The 19,508-nt window shown below is 52.6% G+C and carries 11 protein-coding genes; 3 read left to right on the top strand and 8 right to left on the bottom strand.

The genetic code is table 11. The features are described from left to right. Window positions 1–220 precede the first annotated feature (220 nt). The 6 genes from WHS46_03570 to recN all read right to left on the bottom strand — a co-directional run bounded on the left by WHS46_03570 (window position 221) and on the right by recN (window position 11,990). Complete coding sequence (locus WHS46_03570) at window positions 221–2,779, bottom strand: cellulose synthase subunit BcsC-related outer membrane protein (protein MEJ5347751.1); 2,559 nt, start codon at window positions 2,777–2,779, stop codon at window positions 221–223. A 601-nt stretch (window positions 2,780–3,380) separates the two neighbouring features. Next, window positions 3,381–3,914 (bottom strand): tetratricopeptide repeat protein, encoded by a 534-nt coding sequence (locus WHS46_03565; GenBank protein ID MEJ5347750.1) that lies wholly within the window; start codon window positions 3,912–3,914, stop codon window positions 3,381–3,383. A 593-nt stretch (window positions 3,915–4,507) separates the two neighbouring features. Further along, window positions 4,508–5,557, bottom strand: coding sequence for a glycosyl hydrolase family 8 (locus tag WHS46_03560; GenBank protein MEJ5347749.1), 1,050 nt, complete (start codon window positions 5,555–5,557; stop codon window positions 4,508–4,510). Continuing rightward, window positions 5,541–7,712, bottom strand: a complete 2,172-nt coding sequence (locus WHS46_03555; GenBank protein ID MEJ5347748.1) for a cellulose biosynthesis cyclic di-GMP-binding regulatory protein BcsB — start codon at window positions 7,710–7,712, stop codon at window positions 5,541–5,543. The genes WHS46_03560 and WHS46_03555 overlap by 17 nt, the downstream gene beginning before the upstream one ends. A 98-nt stretch (window positions 7,713–7,810) precedes the next feature. Continuing rightward, window positions 7,811–10,129, bottom strand: a complete 2,319-nt coding sequence (locus WHS46_03550) for a glycosyltransferase family 2 protein (GenBank protein MEJ5347747.1) — start codon at window positions 10,127–10,129, stop codon at window positions 7,811–7,813. Window positions 10,130–10,289: 160 nt separating this feature from the next. Then, window positions 10,290–11,990: a DNA repair protein RecN gene (gene recN, locus WHS46_03545; GenBank protein ID MEJ5347746.1), complete on the bottom strand. Its 1,701-nt coding sequence runs from the start codon at window positions 11,988–11,990 to the stop codon at window positions 10,290–10,292. A 116-nt stretch (window positions 11,991–12,106) separates the two neighbouring features. Here recN and WHS46_03540 point away from each other — a divergent pair, with 116 nt between their 5' ends. Continuing rightward, window positions 12,107–14,800 (top strand): 1-acyl-sn-glycerol-3-phosphate acyltransferase, encoded by a 2,694-nt coding sequence (locus WHS46_03540; GenBank protein MEJ5347745.1) that lies wholly within the window; start codon window positions 12,107–12,109, stop codon window positions 14,798–14,800. A gap of 15 nt (window positions 14,801–14,815) precedes the next feature. Here WHS46_03540 and WHS46_03535 read toward each other — a convergent pair whose 3' ends face one another. Together WHS46_03535 and WHS46_03530 are read right to left on the bottom strand one after the other, a co-directional pair. Then, window positions 14,816–16,012: a Xaa-Pro peptidase family protein gene (locus WHS46_03535; protein ID MEJ5347744.1), complete on the bottom strand. Its 1,197-nt coding sequence runs from the start codon at window positions 16,010–16,012 to the stop codon at window positions 14,816–14,818. 39 nt (window positions 16,013–16,051) lie between these two features. After that, window positions 16,052–16,798: an HAD family phosphatase gene (locus WHS46_03530; GenBank protein MEJ5347743.1), complete on the bottom strand. Its 747-nt coding sequence runs from the start codon at window positions 16,796–16,798 to the stop codon at window positions 16,052–16,054. A 171-nt stretch (window positions 16,799–16,969) separates the two neighbouring features. Here WHS46_03530 and WHS46_03525 point away from each other — a divergent pair, with 171 nt between their 5' ends. Next, window positions 16,970–18,967 (top strand): cache domain-containing protein, encoded by a 1,998-nt coding sequence (locus WHS46_03525; GenBank protein MEJ5347742.1) that lies wholly within the window; start codon window positions 16,970–16,972, stop codon window positions 18,965–18,967. Window positions 18,968–19,208: 241 nt separating this feature from the next. After that, complete coding sequence (locus WHS46_03520; GenBank protein ID MEJ5347741.1) at window positions 19,209–19,499, top strand: hypothetical protein; 291 nt, start codon at window positions 19,209–19,211, stop codon at window positions 19,497–19,499. The last annotated feature ends 9 nt before the right edge of the window (window positions 19,500–19,508 follow it).

Raw genomic sequence — 19,508 nt, 5'->3', positions numbered from 1 at the left:
TGACTCACTAACTCAATGACTCACTAACTCAATGACTCACTAACTCAATGACTCACTAACTCAATGACTCAATGACTTAATGACTTAATGACTTAATGACTTAATGACTTAATGACTCAATGACTTAATAACTCAATGATTCCATTTTGATTCCCCTCAACCCATTTCCGTGAATCACATACTTCATGAACCTCTTTGCCCAGCCACTCTTAGGTGTCGGTTACCTTTTTGGGGCCTCAAAGAATAGGTCATAACGGGGAACGGTGTGGCCTAAGGTGGAGCGGCCATCGAAAAACCAGGTGATGGCGGCACCGGCAGACCAGCGCGTGTAATCGGAGGACCTGTCCACATCCAGGTGCATTCCTATGGCCCAATGAGGCTTGAGAAGTCTCACGGCCTTAAAGGATCCTGAATAGCCTAGGCCGGAAAAACGGTCCGCAGAATATTTTTCAGGCCGATCGCGCCGCGGGTAAACCGGGCTCGAATCGGTTTTGTAATAGAGGTAACCTGCAGATGCTTGGGTATCCAACCACCAAGGCTTGTCGGGGTCCGTGCGATACCGAACCGTAGGCCCCGCCATTATAAAACCGGAGGGACTGAAGTAACCCCCGTGGCCTAGGGTGTAAAAGTCGACATTTCGATCGTAGTGACCCGCAGCAAGAAACGCTCCTACGGAAACGGTTCCGGCTTTCCAAGGGTAGCTTTGGCCTGCCGCCACATCGCTCGAGACGGAAAAGTTCCGCCACACCTCTTCTCCATGATAATAGTCGGCACCCACTCGAACACTGGACCAGGTTCCACCGGATCCGGAACGGCTATAAGCCAGTGATCCTCCGGTTCGAACCACTCGGCCCCAGGTCTTGTCCGAATAGGGATCTCGCTGGCCGATCCAAGAAAGGAGCGAATCTTTCACCGGCTCCTGATGGAATTCCAAACTCCATGCAGGATCCGAGAGCTCTAAAGCAAAGGTCGGCAAGGGATCCACCGGTCCTTCCAAAGGGGTCAAGCCTACTTCAGCTCGAAGATTCCAAACCCCTTCTTTGAGAAACGCCACAGAAGGGGAAATCAAAGTCTTGGATGTGATCCATCGAGACGCATGGAAGGTTGGGGACTGCAAAAGGCCTGCAGATCCCACAAAAGGTCTTTTTCCGGGATCATTGCAATCCAGATCAAGGCCTTCCAGCTTCAGAGTCCACAAAGACGCGGTAGCTGTGGGCACATAAACGTGCCAGGGCATGCGAAGGGTTTTCAACCGCGATGTTCCGTCATCTCCAGAGCGGCTTTCATAGGCGATAGCGAGCGTACTCCACGGCGAAGCCTCCTTTGCCGTCTTTGAGGCGGCCTGAGCGGCATGCAGGACCTTACCTGTTCTTTGAAAATGAGCTGTCGCGGCTTCCCTCAGAGAAGGGTCCTCGCTTGCAGTAAGTACCATAGCCTTCCAGTAGGCCTCAGCCATTTTGCCGGACCGTTCCAAGGAAAGCAGGAGCCCTTGAGCGTCTTCGTGCTCTTGTGCCAAAGCCAGAGCTGTTTCAAAAGCTGTAGCGGCTTCGGACGCCCGTCCCTGCTTCAAAAGAACCCAGCCCAGTGAACGCCATGGAGCTACGACTTTCTTCTCAAGCTCGGCCGCTTGTCCATAAGCGGCTTCAGCTCCCGGAAGATCGTTTTCCTGCTCTCGATGAGCTCCTTCTTCCATGTGAAGGCGAAAAAGTGCTTTTCGACGATCTTCGGAATAAGGCGGTGTCATGGAATCCAAGGTTTGCTGTGCTTGAGCAAATTTCTTTTGGGATATGAGGGCGTGGGCAAGGCCTAAAAGGCTGTCCTGACGCTCTGGTTGAGTGGTGTGAGCCTTAGAAAAAAAGCCTTGCGCCTCCGAAAACCGGCCCGCATGAAAAGCATGCCAACCGAGCTTCACCAATGTATCGGGATCATCTGGTTTTTTTTCCAAGATCTTGCGCGCCAGTTGTTCCGTTTCTGCAGAGGTTTCGGGAAGAGTGAACAGCTTTCGACGCAAAGCTTCCGTTTCCAAGGCATCCAGGCCGTCTCGATAAGACGCGGGAACATACACCCGCTCCTTTTCGGACTTGATCCATGCCAGCAACTGGTCCGCCGGCGCTAGATCCAAGAGTTCGGAATACACTCCCAAACGAAGGGCATATCGGTGATGCGTACATTCCAAAAGTTTTTCTTGAAGATTTCGAGCTTCAACCATTTTTCCCTTTTGCCGAAGCACTCGAGCCGCTTCGAAAAAGGCTTCCGGGGCCACGCAACGGCGAAGCACTCTCTGGTTTCGGTCCACGAATTCTGAAGCTTTTTCAGCATCCTCAGCCTTGGTCACCAAAGCCGCCTCTTGCCTGATCCTTGTTTCCAAGAGGTTCCTCTGCACCCGGGCTCCTGCCCGGTGGTATCCCCTAAGCCACTTTTCCATCTCTTGAAGGCGATATCCCTGCCTGTGAAGATCTTGGACAAGAACAGCCGCCTCTTTTCGCCTCTGCAGTCGCTCTAGACATAAGGCTTTCCCCCACTGCGCTTCCTGACGCACTGACAGGGGTCCCGTGCTAGACAGCACCGTTTCAAAAAGTTCAAGGGCCCTCTGAGGCCTCCCTTCACGAAAATGCCACCAGGCGATTTCCAGGGTGGCACGAGCCCGAACGCCGGGTTCGTTCTGATCCGAGGCCAAAATCTGTTGCGCCGACGCAAAAGACGGTGCCGTTGCACTTGCTGTTAGGCCCCCGATAAACACCACCCAAAAAATAGCCGCCAGCAGCTTTGTTTGTCTCATTTGGAAAATCTCCCCACAGCTCCTTTGAAGAAAGGCAGATTCAAAGCTTTAGGAAGCCTGCCCGCAGCCGGCAACCTGCGGGTACCGATCGAAGATTCTCTGAGACCGCCCGAGGATCATTGCAGCGAACACCCTTTCATTTAGGGGCGAGGCGGCGCCTCGCTTCTACAGCCTGAAACTGTGTGTTTTCTCCTGGAAATGCGAACCTTTCGCCGACTCTTTGTGTGTGAGGGGACGCCCGCGCTCCCAGGATAAAAAACCGCTCTCGGACAGCCTCATAGTCGTCTGCAAGACTCTTTTTTGATCTGCTTGACAACACACTGTCCGTAGGGGCGGACCGAAGTGTTCGCCCAAAACCTTCCCCCTGCTCAAGTCATTTCCAAGAAGACGTAAAGGCAGGCTCATACATTCAGCCTAAACTCTCTAAGGCGCGTCTGGTGGCCAAAGACCTCTAGGGGCAGAACGAAGGGTTGGCCTGAAACCTTCACACCAAAACACTGTCCCTTACACAGCCAATCTTTACAAATGATTCTAGAGTCTTATGCGTCACGAAAATATCCATCACGAACCGAAAGTTTCGGGGAACTTCCAGACAAAAGCTTCAGCGCAAAAGAGGTAGATACTTTTCCGCATCCTGATACCGTTTGAGAGTCAGGAGGGTTTCCACTAGAGCAGGTGCCGTTTCTTCAAGTCTGATGCCCTGAGTCACCAAATCTTCCAGCAAGTCCGCAGCGTCCGAAAGACGGTTCAATCGAATCAAGCTGTACGCCAGACCCAATCGAGCTTCCTCGGTGACACTCTTCAATGCTTCCTCGCGGGTCAACTCTTCAAAAAGTCTTGCAGCATCCTGGTATCGAGCCTGATTGTAGTAACCCCAGGCGATGGTCAGGCGAGTGCGTGCCATGTCCAGAGGATTCCCTACAGGCCGTTTTTCCTGAACATCGTGCTGGAAATTCCCCGTCGAACGGGGAGGCTGCTCGGCAGCGGGGTGCGATGCCACGGGAACAGAAACGGCCTTCGGAAACAGGAGGTGTTCCTGCGATCCCTTTTCCACATGAATCAATGCCGCCTGATTGGATTCCTGAGCCCTGGCTTGCAGGACTCCGAAAAGCGTGAGGGCCAGGATTGCTCCCACCAGGCATCTTACGGAATGCGAGTGATGGCTTCGACACCGTCGGCGGAAAGAAGCAAAAGGATTTAGAGCCAAAAGCCTGTCCGATAATGAAGAAAAGCGATGGTGTTCCAGGGAGCGTGGGCCCTCGCCCCGCTCTTGATGCGGGCAGGACGCCGGCGATTCCAGCCGAAAATCGGTTCTAGAACGTGCGCCCAGCGGTTTGAAAAAAAAGAGGGTTTTCATAGGGCTTTTCACCTCGTCGGGAGTGGGCTCTTAACGTTTTTCCGACATTTCTGGGTCCGGCGTGTTCGGCGTTTCGGACTGTGCGAATGCTTGGAAATAAGGTTTGCCTTGCCGGATTTGCATGAAATGTCCGTCCATGGTGAAAACGGCTGCTTGTAGGGGCGCACCGGTGTGTGTCCCTGAGGATTTCCCATTGCCGGTCGGGTTCAGGACGGACATAAAGGTCCGCCCCTACACAGGTACGCGCGGGCCTGATCGTCTATGGACGTCCGTGGGGCCAGCCCTGAGGCGCACATGGGCTTTCCCCTACTTGCGCAGTCACGGTCTGACCCTACGAGGCTTTTGGTAAGAAGCGACAACCCTAAATTGACCTAGAGACCTTCCACCGATCGAAGGCTCAGGAGGTACAGGGTATTGGAATAGTAGTCCTCCTTTTCATGAACCACCTTTTCGCGGGCCAGTCTCCAAAGCTTTTCGGCGGTCTTTAATTTGTTCAGTTTTTGAGCTGCCGCCGCCCACACGGCGTGAAACCCTCCCGGTGCTTCGTCTAAAGATACCGCCGGTTCCAGAACATCGACCCACAGGGGCAAGGACTCATTTCTGTCCACCCAATCTAACATTCCTGACCATTGTTGAAGAGCTTCCCGATGGTCCGCCCAGGCCAGATACAACGGGATTCGCACGGCCTCATAGCCGAAGCGGGAAGACCTTTTTTTAAAAACCTCCATAGCCTCCTCTCGCACTAGGATCCAATCCGGAGGAAGATTCCAGGAGAGGCTTCGAAAACGATTCAGCATTTCCAAACCGCTTTGAACTAGACGGTTCCAAATCGGGTCATTGTCATAGCGAGCTAGGATCTGAAAAGCCGGAAAAAAATAGTACGATAAATTCACCACAAGGCCTTGTTCCTCGAAAAAGCCGTAGTAGCCGGGAAGAAGAAGTGGACGGTCTTTTATGTTCCCAATCAGGTGTTCCTTAACAGCGCCGGCCAGTTCCAAGGCTTTGGTTCGAAGGCCCGCATCCCCCCAACGCTCGAAACCCTTCAAGAGTCCATAGATCACTAAAAGATCACCGTCCGTAGCGTTGTTCAAATCAAGCACACGCCACTTTCCGTTAGGTCTTTGTCCCCAGGCCCAAGCCAGTAAGCGATCCGAACCGCGTACCTGCAGGTTATTTTGAGTCCATTGCCAAATGAGATCAAAAGCCTGCCGGTCATCGACGGAAACAGACAGAATCAAGCCGTAACCCTGCCCTTCGGAATGGCTTATCTGCCGATTCATACGATCAATGATCCGCCCGTCTGGACTCACAAAGCGATTCTTGTAACTATCCCAGAGAGCCCGTTCCAAACCCAAGGCCGTAAAGGGCTTTCCCATCACAAGAATCATCCCTAAGAAAACCACACTAATCTTGACTCGCACTTAATCGCCTCCGACGGTACTTCTTAAGGAGCCTGAAAATAATGTAGCTTACCAAAGCCAAGGTTAACAGGACCGTGAGTGCAAAAGCCCAAGGGTACGTGTAGACGAAAAAGTCTAAACGAGTCAACGGGGTAAGGCTGCCCACACGATAAGTTTCACCCACGCGAAGGCTTTGCACCCGTGTCTTGAGCCCATCCCAATCCAGGAGCGCCAGATCGCCTCGACACGCGCCCTGGGTTTCAAATTCCCAAAGAGACTTGGCTGCTCGAGAGATCACCGCCGCCTCGTGCGCCGTCAAGACCAACAGGGTCCGATTGGATGTTCCCGGCAAACGATATTCCATCAGGGCGGCTCTTCGTGCGGAAAGGCCCCCGGTTTGGTCCGTTCGAGCGAAACGCGCCACGGAGGTGTCCTGAGGCACACCCGTCCGGCCCAACAAACCCCGCAGCCAACGGTTGATCCAGTTTTCCCCTTGGGGAGGTTCACTGCGCGGCGGTGAAGCCACAGGATAAGCGGCCTGGACGGGCTGGAGCAGATGATACGGGGCGGCCCGCAACAAATCCTGGGGAAGGGCCTTTAAGGAAGCCACGGCCAGGACATTTACGGAAGGCTGTCCCGGTAACGTCTCCCAAATCTGCAACCCCACCGGAGGATAGCCGACTTTTTGGCTCATGAGCGCCACCAGGTTCACAGCCGCTTCCATGGAAGCGAAGTCGGCCTCGGGAAGAAGCAGGGCGGCTTCACGTCCGTCAGGATGCCGGGCGAAGGGAAAACCATCTTTGAAAAAGAGACTCAAGTCAGGCATGGCCGCAAAGTGAGAAATGCCTGGAATATGGAGTGTGGAGTCATCAAAGACGGTAAGGAGAAGATGGTTCGTCTGAATAAGGGTACAGCGGCCTGTGATGAGAGGCGTTAAAACCGTATGGAAAGCCAGTTCGTTGTCACCTGGTCGCAAGAGGTAGGTGGGAAAGGAGATACGATACCCTTGGTAGTGCGCACCAGCTTTTTCACTAAGGGGAATAGAGGCAAAGAACTTACCGTTAAAAAAGAGCGCCAACACGGAATCCTCACGCATGCCCGCACTGTAGGCTACATGCAAGGATAAGGTGGCGTACTTATGGGGTTTGATAAGGATATCCGACGGCAAGCGAAACCGTAGGATGGACGGAGCGGGTCTGTAGCCCTGAAAGGTAACACTGGGAAAACCCAAGTCTTGAAAGGTGTAGGTCCGGTCCAATTGCAGCATCCCTCGAGCTTCGTACGGATTCACCGCAGGCAGAGCCACCTCTTGAACCAGGGTGAACGCCGAATCCGGAAAAGGAAAGGAAAGAAAAGCAAGAGCCTGAACCGCCTTTTCCACCGCAGCATCATTTGGTCCGCTCACAAGAATCAACGCATGAGTGGCATCCAACGTGTTGGAGGCATCATTCTCTTTCCCAGCAGGATTTGGCATATGCCGAACTTCCAAGTAAGCCCCGTCGGGGGTTGGAGCCGAAGATCCCAGAATGCGCGAGAGAAACTCAGGGGATCCTACCACGACGTTGTCCCGGCCGGGTTCCAAATTGTCGGAGACGGAAAACGTCACGGGACGATAAGCAAAACGAAGAGCGACCGCAGATGCCGCAAGGACAGCCCGTTTCGCATCGTCCTTAGATGCAGAAGCTACCACAATGTGAACCTTTTCCGGCCTTGGATTGGCAGGGTCAAAAACCACGGTGGGCAGGGCGCTCAGTCGCAACGGCAAAGGCTTCAGTGATACGGTCCAATCCAGGTAAGCTTCATCCAGCTTGAGGGTCGTCCACAGCTCCGGAGCGGTAGGATCCTCGCAGTCCAGCACATAGTGCTGAGTGACCTTAAAAGAGAGATCATTGTAACCCGGGCTCAAGAGATTCGTCGGCAAACGAACCGAAACCCTTCCTTCGGGAGCCTGTGCCTCGAGGACCACTTGGGCCAAAGGGTGCCCGTTGAGTTCAACGATGAGCCGTGAATTTTCCCGGAGCAGGGCCGTGGAATTCACGTAGGAAAAGGTGAGCACGGCTTCATGGATATGCCACCGTTCGGGAACCGGCAGGCTTACGTCAAATCCGTTGTAAGCTCCCTGCATCTTGTGAACGGATACGGGCACCAACTGAGGCAATGGCACCCTGAAACGCATGGGCCCCGTTGGGACACCGTTCTTTTCAACATCGGCGAATGCCCCCAGAGGACAGAGCTGGCACAGAAAGGCCGCTGCCAGAACCCAAGCTAGCGGGATCACAAAGCCTCTTGGTCTCTTTTGAATCCTCGCGTCCATAGAATCCCCATCATCTTCCATGTGTTATGCGCCAACAATCTGCCCGTGCCGACAAAATTCTGAAAAGCTTTTTGAATACCTGTCTTAAGAAGCAACACATAGCCACGTCCCAAGGCCAAATGCCCCCGTGGATAAGATTCCCAAAAACGCCGCCAACGCTCACTATCGCCATAGATAAAACTTACTCGATCCGCAAAGGCTTGAGCCCCGTCATCCGCCCATTGGCAGCCGAAGGTGCATTCTCGTTGTTTGTTGATTTGACAAGGATCCATTCTAACGATTTGAATCGATAGGGAATACTCCTTTTGGGAACTGTCTGTGGCGCACAATGTCAAAATCTTACTCGGGTGAAGAAGTTGGGCGTCGTTCGAACCTACTCGAAGTCTCACACCGCCTAAAGAGAGATCCACGATGCGCGCCTGTATCCTGCGGTTGTCTTCGGTAAGAAGAAAGGCCGGTTCATCGGTGACCACCCGATGATGGCGCCGCCATTGATGCAGTTCCCAAGCGGCTCCCAAACAGAGCAAAATGATTCCCAGATTGTAGACATTCCAGAATAAGCAGATGAGGATGACGTCCCGTTCGAGAGGGAACGTGATCCAGCGGTGGTAACCTGCTCCCATGGCCAATAATGCCAGGACCAACATGGCATAAAAGGGATATCCCAAAGGGCTGGGGGCATCCGATTCAAGATGCCCTCCTTTGGGGGTGACCTTGAAACGGGGGGATCGAGGGTTCTTAAGGGTAGAGAGGACCGCCGGCAGCAGATAAATGCTCTGAACTGTCTCGAAGAATTCCGAAAACAAAGTGTGGCGCACATCCCCGTAAAGATAATGGGCTGCAAGCATGGACCCAAAAAGATGCGGCAGGGCGTAGGCGATCACCTGAATCACCGACGCGTTGTAGACTCGAAGGCTGAAGAAAAGGTAGGCCATGGGGGCGAGAAGGAAAACGATACGGGCCAGGCCGAAAAACCAGAATAGACAGGAATTGAGATAACAAAGTTTCTGGATAAAGCTGAGCCCCTTAGACAGCAAAGGGTTTTTAAGAAGAAAAAGCTGAACCATGCCTTGGGCCCAACGAGAGCGCTGCAGTATGAAGGCGTCAAAGGTTTCCGGAGACAGGCCGCAGACCATGGGACGGTTGACGTACACGCTCCTATAGCCACGCCGGTGAAGTTCTAAGGCCGTTTCGGCGTCTTCCGTGATGGTTTCCCCCTGAATGCCGCCCACTTCGACGAGGTAGGAACGGCGCAAAAGGGCTGCGGAGCCACAGAAAAAGGATGCGTTCCAGAAATCCAACCCCAGGTGAATGCGCCGGTAAAACATTTCGTTTTCTCCGGGTAAGCGTCCATAGATGCCAAGGTTCTTTTCCACGGGGCTGGGATTGATGAAAAAGTGAGGGGTTTGCACCAGGAAAAGCTTTTCGTCCTTCAAAAAGTAAGGCACCGTTCTTTTGAGAATATCTCGAGTCGGAACATGATCACAGTCCAAAATAAGAATAAGATCACTGCAGGACTGCTGAATCCCCACATTCACGCAGGTAAAACTTTTCCCTTCCATCTTGAAAGCATCGGTAGAACAGAGGCACTGCAGCGCATAATTAATGTTGCCCGCTTTGGCGCGCCCGTTATCATCTCTGGTCATGTAATGGACCCCGATCTCCGAGGCCAGCTTCTTCAGTCGTTCATGACGAATGGTCGCCGCACGGGCCTTTTCCGGGTCCGGATCGTTTCTTCGGGCTACCGTTCCCCCGTCGTCTAAAATGTAAATGTTCATTTTGTCTGGAGGATAGTCGATGAGCGTGCAGGCCAGAGCCGTGGTTCGAACAATCTCTTCGGGCTCGTTGTAAGTGGGAATGAGAATGTCCACGGTTGGATATTGGGATGGGTCTTGAGGAAGGCTCGGCTCTTCTGTGCGTTCCAAAGGCCAAATGTTCACGAAAAGTCCCAGAAGATGAATGCTGATACCGTAGGTTTCGGCGCCGTAGAGAAGCAGCATGCCGATACAATCCCACGGGCCGGTATAGCTAAGGGTTTCAAAGGTTCGAAACATCCAATAGCGGAGCGAAAGAAACGCACTCAGAAGAATGATGAAAACGCGAATGGGAATGGTCCCGGTTTTCCAGCGTATCAGGAGCCATAAGACCACAAGAAGGCCCCAGCCCACCAAAACTTGGTCCCGAAGTTCCAGATAAATGGTGGCGGCATAGGTAAGATAAGCCCAAAGAACAGAAAGAAATGCCCATGGAATCCAGCGCGTCACGCTCACGTTGTTCATTTGCCGCTGTGCTGTGTTCGACGACATATCCAAGTCGACTCTCGGAATTCAGCTCTAATAGAAAACACTCCACCATGACTCTATTCTCATTATGTCTTATCGAACGGTCAAACGAGGCTCTTTAAAAAAAACTTTGCCTTTTGTCAAAAAGTTGTAGGTTTCAAGAAATCCGTCTCTGAGCACGGTCGAGCCATTCGCGGGCATGAGCTAAGGTTTGGTCGGTAATGGTGACACCGCCCAGCATGCGCGCCAGCTCTGAGACACGTTCCTGAGGCTCGAGTCGAGTCATAATGGTCTGGGTGGTTTCGCCTGCGAGTTCCTTGGCCACACGGTAATGGTGGGTTCCGAAACAGGCGATTTGAGGCAGGTGTGTGATACAGATAATCTGAAAACGCTGCGAAAGATTGTGCAACTGACGTCCCACAAGCTCCGCCGTGCGACCGCCAATGCCTGTGTCCACTTCGTCAAAAATGAGTGTTTCCGCTTCGCCCTGGCGACTGAGAAGGGTTTTCAAGGCCAGGAGAATACGGGAAAGTTCACCGCCTGAGGCCACCTTGGACAAGGGCTTCAGGGCTTCCCCCGGATTGGCGGAAAGAAGGAATTCCGCACGGTCGATGCCTTTGGGCGTCACACGTCCGGCAAAGCTTTGACCCGTGTCTTCCCCCGAATGGCAAAAAGCCACATCAAAACGAGCCTTGGGAAGATCCAGACGCGCCAAGATGTCTTCCACTTCACCTCGAAGTTCTATGGCCGCCGCTTGCCTTTTTCGAGAAAGTTCCTCCGCCAAAGCACGCAAACGTTCTTCCGCCTGAACCACCTCTTTCTGCAGGACCGATTCTTCCCACGCCACGTCGGCATCTTCACCTAAAGCCTTTCGAAGATCTTCCCGTTTTCGAATCATGTCCTCCACGGTGGGACCATACTTTTTCGCCAACCGTCCCAACACCGCCAGACGGTCTTCCACCTCCGCCAATCTTCCTGGATCAAAGCGAATGGATTCCACGTAACGCTGCATCAAAAAACTTAATTCTTCCGCATGAATTCGAGCTTGCTCCACATGCTCCAGAGCCTGCCTCTGAGAAGGATCAATACCGACGATAATCTCAAGATGTTTATTGATCTCTCCCAGTTTTTCCAACACCGATCCGTGATCTCGATAAAGAAGCCGATACGCCGCTTCGGCGGCTTCATGCAGGACGGCCGCATGTTGTAAGAGCTTGCGTTCCGCCTGCAATTCCTCGTCTTCGTGAGGCAAAAGCCCAGCTCCTTCCAATTCCTGAAGTTGAAAGCGCATGAAATCCATCTGCTGCTGCCTCTGTTCTTTCATGCGCTGAAGTTTTTTTAGAGACTCCAGCCGTTGCACCCATTCCCCGTAAGCTTTCGTCACCTTCGAAACATCGGAGCCCAGGTTGCCGTACTGATCCAGAAGCTCCAAGTGAATGTCAGGGTTCAAGAGGATCTGGTGTTCGTGTTGTCCAGAGATGGAAATGAGTCCTGTGGCCAGAGCCTGCAGTTGGGACAGGGTAGCCAGGCGCCCGTTGATGAAGATTCGGTTTCTTCCCGAACGACTGACTGTGCGTTTAATCAGGAGCTCCGTAGATGGTTTCACGTCGAGACTTTCAAGACGCGGCCCCAGAATCTCCGGGGTTTCGAAGGTAAACAGAGCTTCCACGGTAGCTTCTTCGGCTCCTGTACGAATCATTTCCTGGGAGGCACGTCCTCCTAAAAGAAGATTCACGGCCCCAACCAATATGGACTTTCCGGCTCCGGTCTCCCCGGTGATCACCGTAAAACCCGAATCAAAGGTCACATGAAGCTTCGAAATGATGGCAAAATTGTGCACCACAAGTTCACTCAGCACGGAAGACTCCCCCTTGAATGCTCGTGGAAAAAACTTTTCCTAAACCGAGCCTCTTTTGGTAAGTTACTACGCTTTGCAGACCCGAAGCGCCATTTTTTTCAGCAAGGAAGGATTGCATGATGAGCAGCTGGTTTCAGTCCGTCAAGAAGGCTTTTTTCGGTGAGAGGGGAAAAGAAAAACAAAGCCTCTCAGACGATGCCTTTGGCTTTTCGATCCCGGACAAACCCCGGTTTCTTCTCAGCCCCATCTTTGAAAAACTCATCGCTAAAACCTCCATTCCCGAAGATCAGCAAAAGCTACTGGAAACCTTAGCCGATAAGGGTTGCATCATCTACGCTCTTCGACATCGATCCCAGCTGGATTTCGTTTACGTGAGTCTGCGACTTCACCAGTTAGGGCTTCCTGCTCCGACCTTTCTCTTCGACCTAAGGCCGTATTTTTGGCAGCCTAGAACCTACGCAACCACCGTGATCCTTCGAAATCTTGCGCAACATCTGAGTCGCGACGGTGTTCCGGACCCTTACGAACACGGCTATTATCGCGATATGCTGCACCAGGGCCGATCAGGCCTTCTTTTTCTTTTAGGCAAAAAAGGCTACTACCAACGGGCCGTCATGGTGCAGCACGATCCTTTGGATCATTTGCTGACCTTGCAAAAAGAAATATCCCGCCCCATTTTCGTGGTGCCCCTGGTGCTGCTTTACAGCCGCGCCCCTCGAAAAGAAAGACGTGGAATTTGGGACATTGTCTTCGGTAACCTGGAAAATCCAGGTCTAGTGAGAAAGCTCGTCTCTTTCATTCGAAACTACTCCTACGCCGCCATTGAAGTGGGGGAACCTTTAGACCTGCTTCAGGTGCAGGCCGAATTGTCTCAAGACCCTTGGGAACGTCGCAAACAGGTTTTTGAACTGCGGCGGACCTTAACCGAATCGGGTGACAAGATTCGCCGAGCCGTGGTGGGCCCCCAAATCAAAAGCAAACTGGAACTCAAGGAGATCATTCTCCATCACCCTAAGCTGGAAGCCTTTATGAAACGCCGGGCCAAGGCTTCTGGGGAACCCGTATGGAAGATCCGTAAAGAAGCCGATAAATACCTTGAAGAAATCGCCGCCGATTACAGCTACACCATGATTCAATTGGGTGAAAAGCTTCTTACCTGGTTGTGGAACAACCTTTTCGACGGCATTGACGTCGACATGGAAAGCCTCCACCGCGTGCGCAAAGCCGCTCGGCATAATACTTTGGTGTACGTGCCCTGCCACAAGAGCCATATCGACTATCTGATTCTCTCCTACGTCCTCTTTCGAAACAACCTTTACTCGCCCTTTATCGCCGCAGGCAAAAATCTATCCTTTTGGCCGTTGGGTCCTATCTTTCGTCGAGGCGGTGCCTTTTTTATTCGCAGAACCTTTAAAGGGGCTCGGTTTTATTCAGAAGTCTTTTCCCTTTACGTCAAAACCATGGTACGTTTCGGGCATAACATCGAGTTTTTCATTGAAGGGGGACGCAGCCGCACCGGCAAAATGGTCCTGCCCAAACTGGGTCTTCTGGCCATTCTTATTCAGGCTGTGGAAGAAGGGTTCTGTGACGACCTTGTATTTGTCCCGACGTCTATTTGCTATGACCGCATTCCCGAAGAGGAAGTTTACGTTAACGAAATCACGGGAGGTACCAAAAGAGAAGAAAGCTTGGGACAGCTTGTTCGGGCCGGACGTTTTCTCAAAAAACGTTACGGACGTGTCTATGTTCGGTTCGCTGAACCCATATCGCTGCGGCGTTACCTGGAACGTCACCGTTATGATTTAAAAAACCTCTCTTCCAAGGTTCGCCATGCCATGTACCGAGACTTCGCTTTTCGCATCATTTCCAACATCAACCAAGCCTCCTTGGTCACGCCCCATGCCCTCGTCTCTGCGGCTTTGTTGTCTGGAGCACGTAAGGGCACGGCTTTGGTCCAACTCACCCAGACGATCCACCTGCTCTTTCAATACCTGGAACAAAACGGTGTGCGATTTTCCCGAAGTTTTCAAAACTACGACCAGGTCATTGAAGATACCCTCAAGGATTTGGTCAAAAGCAAGCTTCTGGAAAGGCTCAAAGACGAAGATGACGAACTGGAAGAAGAAGTCTTTATCCTCGACGACGATCACCGGCTCACTTTGGAATACTACAAAAACAATATCATCCACTTTTTTCTGCCGGCCTCTTTCGTGGCCACGTCCATTCTCAGGCAAGAAACCTTCCGGTTCAGTCTTGGGGATATCTTGGAAGACCTGGCTTTTATGAAAGACTTTTTCAAATATGAATTTGTCTACGACATGGATGTACGCGACCATCAGATGGCCAAGCAGCTCCTGAATGTTTTTGAAAGACTGGGCTGGCTGCGTAGCCTTGATCCTGCCGAAGACCAGCCCTACATGCTGACGCATCGAGGTCTCATGGCTGTGCAGGCTTTTCACGGGCTGATTCGCAACTTTTTCGAAACTTACTGGCTGGTCTTGCGCTCTCTTCGCTATGTGCAAAAGAAACCTTACTCGGAAAAAGATCTCATCAAAAAGGTACTGTCCACAGGTCAAAAACACCTTAAAATGGGACTTATCGAAAGACCCGAATCCATTTCCAAAATCGTCTGCGGGAATGCTCTGAGCTATTTCGTGGAAAAGGGGCTTTTGGAACGGCGCCTCGATGAATCCAAAGGCATAGACAAGGCGGTGGAAAAATTGGAATACACCGCCGAACGTCAACAAGTGCAATACTACAGCCGGCAGATCAGCCGGCTGCTTCGAGCACCCCATTTGGCTTTGCAATAAAGCGCCGAAGGACCATCAGGGAAGAATTACCAGATCCTCCGGCGTGATATTGATCGGTTCAGCCCTATGTGCTGTCACCACATAGGTGTTTTCGTATCCGGCGATACCAATGCCCGGGATGACCCATTTAGGTTCAAAGGCAAAAGTCATTCCTTCACGCAGCACCATTTTTTGTCCCTTGGCGATAAAGGGAAACTCATCCACTTCCAGGCCCAATCCATGCCCTAAAAAGGAGACACCGGTGTCATGAGGACCCATAAAATGCTCCAGTCGTCCAGCCTTTCGAACCTGCTCCAGCATCTGCTCGTAGAGCTCACCGGTCACGGCGCCAGGCACTGCGTGTTCTCGAAGCCATAGATGCAGCTCTCGGCACATGGCGTAGCGATCTTGCAAAATGGGAGAAGGGGGGCCTAGGCTGAAGTTCCGTGTTTGATCGTTCAAATAGCCGTTATGGTTCATCATGGTGTCCACACTGACGAGATCCCCACGGCCTATGGTGCGATATCCTGAACCTTGGCTGAAAGCGGGACTGATCCCTGGACCTCCGGTGGGATGATCGGCATAAGGCGCCTCGGCAGCTTCAGGCCCTGAAAGAACATGTCCGAAATAGATTTCCAGGTTGAATCCTCGCACCCTGGAAAACCCTAAATGGCCCGCCAACCTGGCTGTTTTTTCCAGTTCCGCCAAAAGATCCCATTCCCGCATGCCTTCGTGAAGAAACCGAGGCACCGCTTGAGCCACCGCATCGGAAATGACCGCCGCTTGACGCATCATGTCCAACTCCCAGGAAGACTTAAGCATGCGCACCTGCCTAATAAGACCGCTCACGTCCACGATGCGATCCCTGGGAAAGAGTTTCTCGTCAAAGTAAAAGAAGGTGTTGGCCGGCAAGACATCCAGCTCCATGCCCAACGTGCGTGGGGATGAACGCCCTACAGCCTCATCCACCAGAGAAGGAAGTTGTTTAAGGCTTTCCAACGGAAGGACCGGTCTCAGCGGCGTTTGTTGTTCGGCACGCTGCACATCACGGCGCACGGCAAAGAGGGGATGTCCGGAGGCTGGAATGATGAGACAGGCGTCTTGAACCGTCCCGGAAAAATAATAAAGATCGGTGTTTTGGCGAATGAGGGCCGCATCCACTTGGTGAGAACGCAGCAGAGCTTGAAAGCCGACGATCCTTTGAGCAATTTCGGAAGAAGGAACGAGAAGCATGGTCTTTCCCCTTTTTCTTTTGACGCCGCACGTTTCGGGTCATGGATTCGGCCGAGATTCCTGAACCTGCATGGCGTGACGAAGACGATCCAAGGAAAGATCCGCAAGGCAAGGCACGACCCAATGGGCCTGCTGCAGAGCGGCTGGAGGATACGTATGGGCCACAGCCACCACGAAAAGACCGGCACTTAGAGCCGCCTGAATCCCTGTGGGGGTATCCTCGATCACTACCACCCCTTGCGGTGAGGATCCATCATCTTCCGGGGCACCACGCAGGGTAGGATGGATGGCCCGGAGAGCCTCCAGGGCTTTTTGATAGGTTTCTGGATGTGGTTTCCCCTTGGCCACATCATCGGCCGAAACAATGACGGAAAAAGCGTCAAGCATTTCCAGGCTCTTCAAAATGAGGTGGATTTCTTCTTTTCTGGCACCGGATGCGATCGCTAAAGGCAGTCCGGCACTGTTAAGGTTTTCCACGAGCTCCTTCGCTCCGGCAAAGGGAACCACGCCTCGCGAGACAATATTCTGAAAAGCCGCTTCTTTATCCCTCAAAAGACGTTCAAAAAGATCGCTATCCAGGGCTCTGCCGGCATCCTCAAAGATGGTTCGAAGAGCGTCCCGATCATCGAAACCGATATAGCGTTCCAGATAGACCTCGTAAGAGTGAGCCAACCCCAAAGGGGCTAACACATCGCAAAAAGCTTGGTAATGCAAGGGTTCGGAATCCACGAGAACACCGTCGAAATCGAAAATGACCGCTTTAAGTTCTTGCCGGTTGACAGGCATCTTGAGCTCCTTTGCATGAGAATCGTTCCTGCCTTTGAGAGTTTTGTTTGCGAATGATAGCAGAACGGCGCTATTGTTCAAAGGATCCTCCTATAGCGTCGAGATTCTCTTTGCGTGTCGTGCATCCAAACCTGCGGACGCCGCACACGGCACTGCACCATGAGGCTTCCCATGGGCTTATTCTCAAGCAAATACTCAGTTCTGGCTTCCACACGCACCAAACTTATCGCCACTTTCTTTCTCTTTTCCTTTCTCACCGGCGGAGTTCCCCTTTTGATCGGTGGCGGCATGCTCTACAAAACATTCTTGCGTGAAGCCAAAATTCGGGTCATTCAGGACTTGAACGCGGCACGACAAATGTATGCGGATCACTTGGACAAGATGGCGTTGGCCTTGTCCGTTGCGGCGCATACGGAGCCTTTTTCACGTTTGTCTCAAGACATCCATGAACAAAACTTGGAGCCGCCTCTTCGAACTCTGGCGGAAAACGGTCCTTTCGACCTGGTGGCCCTGGCCTATGAATCTCAAGGCATCTGGGTTCTTTCCTCCAAGGCCTTGCGCCGTGTGAACGCCTCATTGGGCGCTTTCCCCTGGCTTGAAAAGGTCTTGAAGACCCATCGGCCCCTTCGAGGAACCTTGGTGCTTCCTCTTTCCGATTTAGCCCTTTTGGACCCTGTGCTGGCCGAAAAGGCTCGACCCCCCCTCAAACCTTCCTCGTCCAAAGACACCTCCTCGCTCACCTTTTTGGAAGAAGCCATGGTGCTGGCGGTCGTGCTTCCAGTGGGGGGTTCTTCTGAGGGCTCGGCCGCCCTTTTCGGCATTACGGTGTTGAACGGAGCGTCCGCGTTTGTGGACACGATTCGGGAAAGCCTGTTTCGAGGCACCGAGCACCACGGCTGGAATTTGGGGACCGTGACCGTTTTCTTGAAAGATGTGCGCATCGCCACCAATGTCTTGAATGCCGACGGTCAGCGAGCTTTGGGCACAAGAGCTTCCCCTGATGTAGCCCGCCAGGTTCTGGAACAGGGTCAACGTTGGAATGATCGAGCCTTTGTGGTGAACGACTGGTACATCACCTGTTATGAACCCATTGTGGATGAGGATGGGCATCGCATCGGCATGCTCTACGTAGGCGTCCTGGAAAAACCGTATGCCGACGTGCGCAACAAAGCGATCCTGCTCTTTGCGGCCTTAAGTGTCCTTGGCATGAGCGTGGCCATCTGGCTGGGGTACTTTCTGGAATGGAAAATCATCGCCCCCATGGCACGCTTGAGCCGCGCGGCGGCGGAAGTGGCTCAAGGCAACATGCATCCGGATTTGGGCCCTGCCGAAAAGGGGGAAGTCGGAGCCATGCAGAAAGCCTTTGCATCCATGCTGGAAGCGATTCGCGATCGAGAAACACGGCAAAGGCAAGAAGCTGAAAACAAGCTCGTGGTGGCACAGAAACTGAGCAGCATCGGTCGATTGGCGGCAGGAGTGGCCCATGAAGTCAACAATCCTTTGACGGGGGTTCTCACCTGCGGCCATCTTCTGTTGCAGCGAGATGATCTGGACGAAGAAGCCCGGGAAATGCTGACCGTTATCGTGGACGCGACGGAAAGAGTGCGCCGTATCGTCAAAAGCCTTCTGGACTTCTCTCGACAGACCACACCGCGCATGGAACCTTCGGACCTGCACCGAGTAGTCCTGGACACTCTTCCTCTGGTGGAAAATCAGGCCACCCTCAAGGGCATTCAGTTGCGGTACGAACCCGGCCAAGACCTACCCCTGGTGAAAATGGACGTGCAGCAAATCAAGAGTGTGCTCCTTAACCTTTTACTCAATGCTTTGGATGCCACCGAACCGGGAGGGAAAATCACCGTTGCGAGTCGTGTGGCACCTGCGACAAACCGAGAAGGGATCAAACGTCTTGGGGTGGAACTGAGCGTCCAAGACACCGGATGCGGCATCCCTTCTGAAAATCTGGAAAAGATCTTCGAACCTTTCTTTTCCACAAAAGAAGTCGGAAAGGGAACCGGGTTGGGACTCTCGGTAGCCTACGGCATTGTATCCCGACATGGAGGTGTGATTCGGGTACAGAGTCAGGTAGGGCAGGGTACAGAATTCAGCCTCTGGCTTCCCGTAGAAGAAGAGCCAAAAAATAGAACCTTGCAGGAAAGCACATTGTGACCGTTGCATCGAACACCATTTCTTCGAAGGGGCGAGGCTATGGCTCGTCCCTACAAAGGCCAAACCAGGCCGTTTCCTTAGATGCGTGCTCATGACCCGCCGTTTATGCGGGCGGGACACCCGCACTCCCAGGGAGAATTTTTTTCCCAGACACGCTTCTGGACCTCCTTGTTTCTTATGGGTTATCTAGAGCTACTGTCTTTGAACCACCCAATGACCCTCTACAAAAAGGAGAGAAGCCATGATCAAAACAGTCGCGCTCACCGTCGGATGTTCACTGCTATGGGTATCATCTTTGTTTTTGGTTCCAAAAGCGGTTGAGGGAAGCCCTGAAGGACGTCAGCTTGTCCAAAGTCGGTGCACCGTATGCCACAATCTCACGCGTGTTCGAGACCATATCCCCAAAAACGACCGAAACACCTGGCATGCCTATGTGACGCGGATGCAAAAGCATGGAGCGCGCGTTAGCGATGCAGAAAAGGAAGTTATCGTAGACTTCCTTTCTTCTCTGAAATCCGGAAAAGATCTCTAAGCTGAAGCT

Source organism: Desulfosoma sp. (genome assembly GCA_037481875.1).
Lineage (GTDB): Bacteria > Desulfobacterota > Syntrophobacteria > Syntrophobacterales > DSM-9756 > Desulfosoma.
The sequence above is the reverse complement of the archived record's forward strand: the minus strand, read 5'-3'. Positions and strand labels throughout refer to the sequence as shown.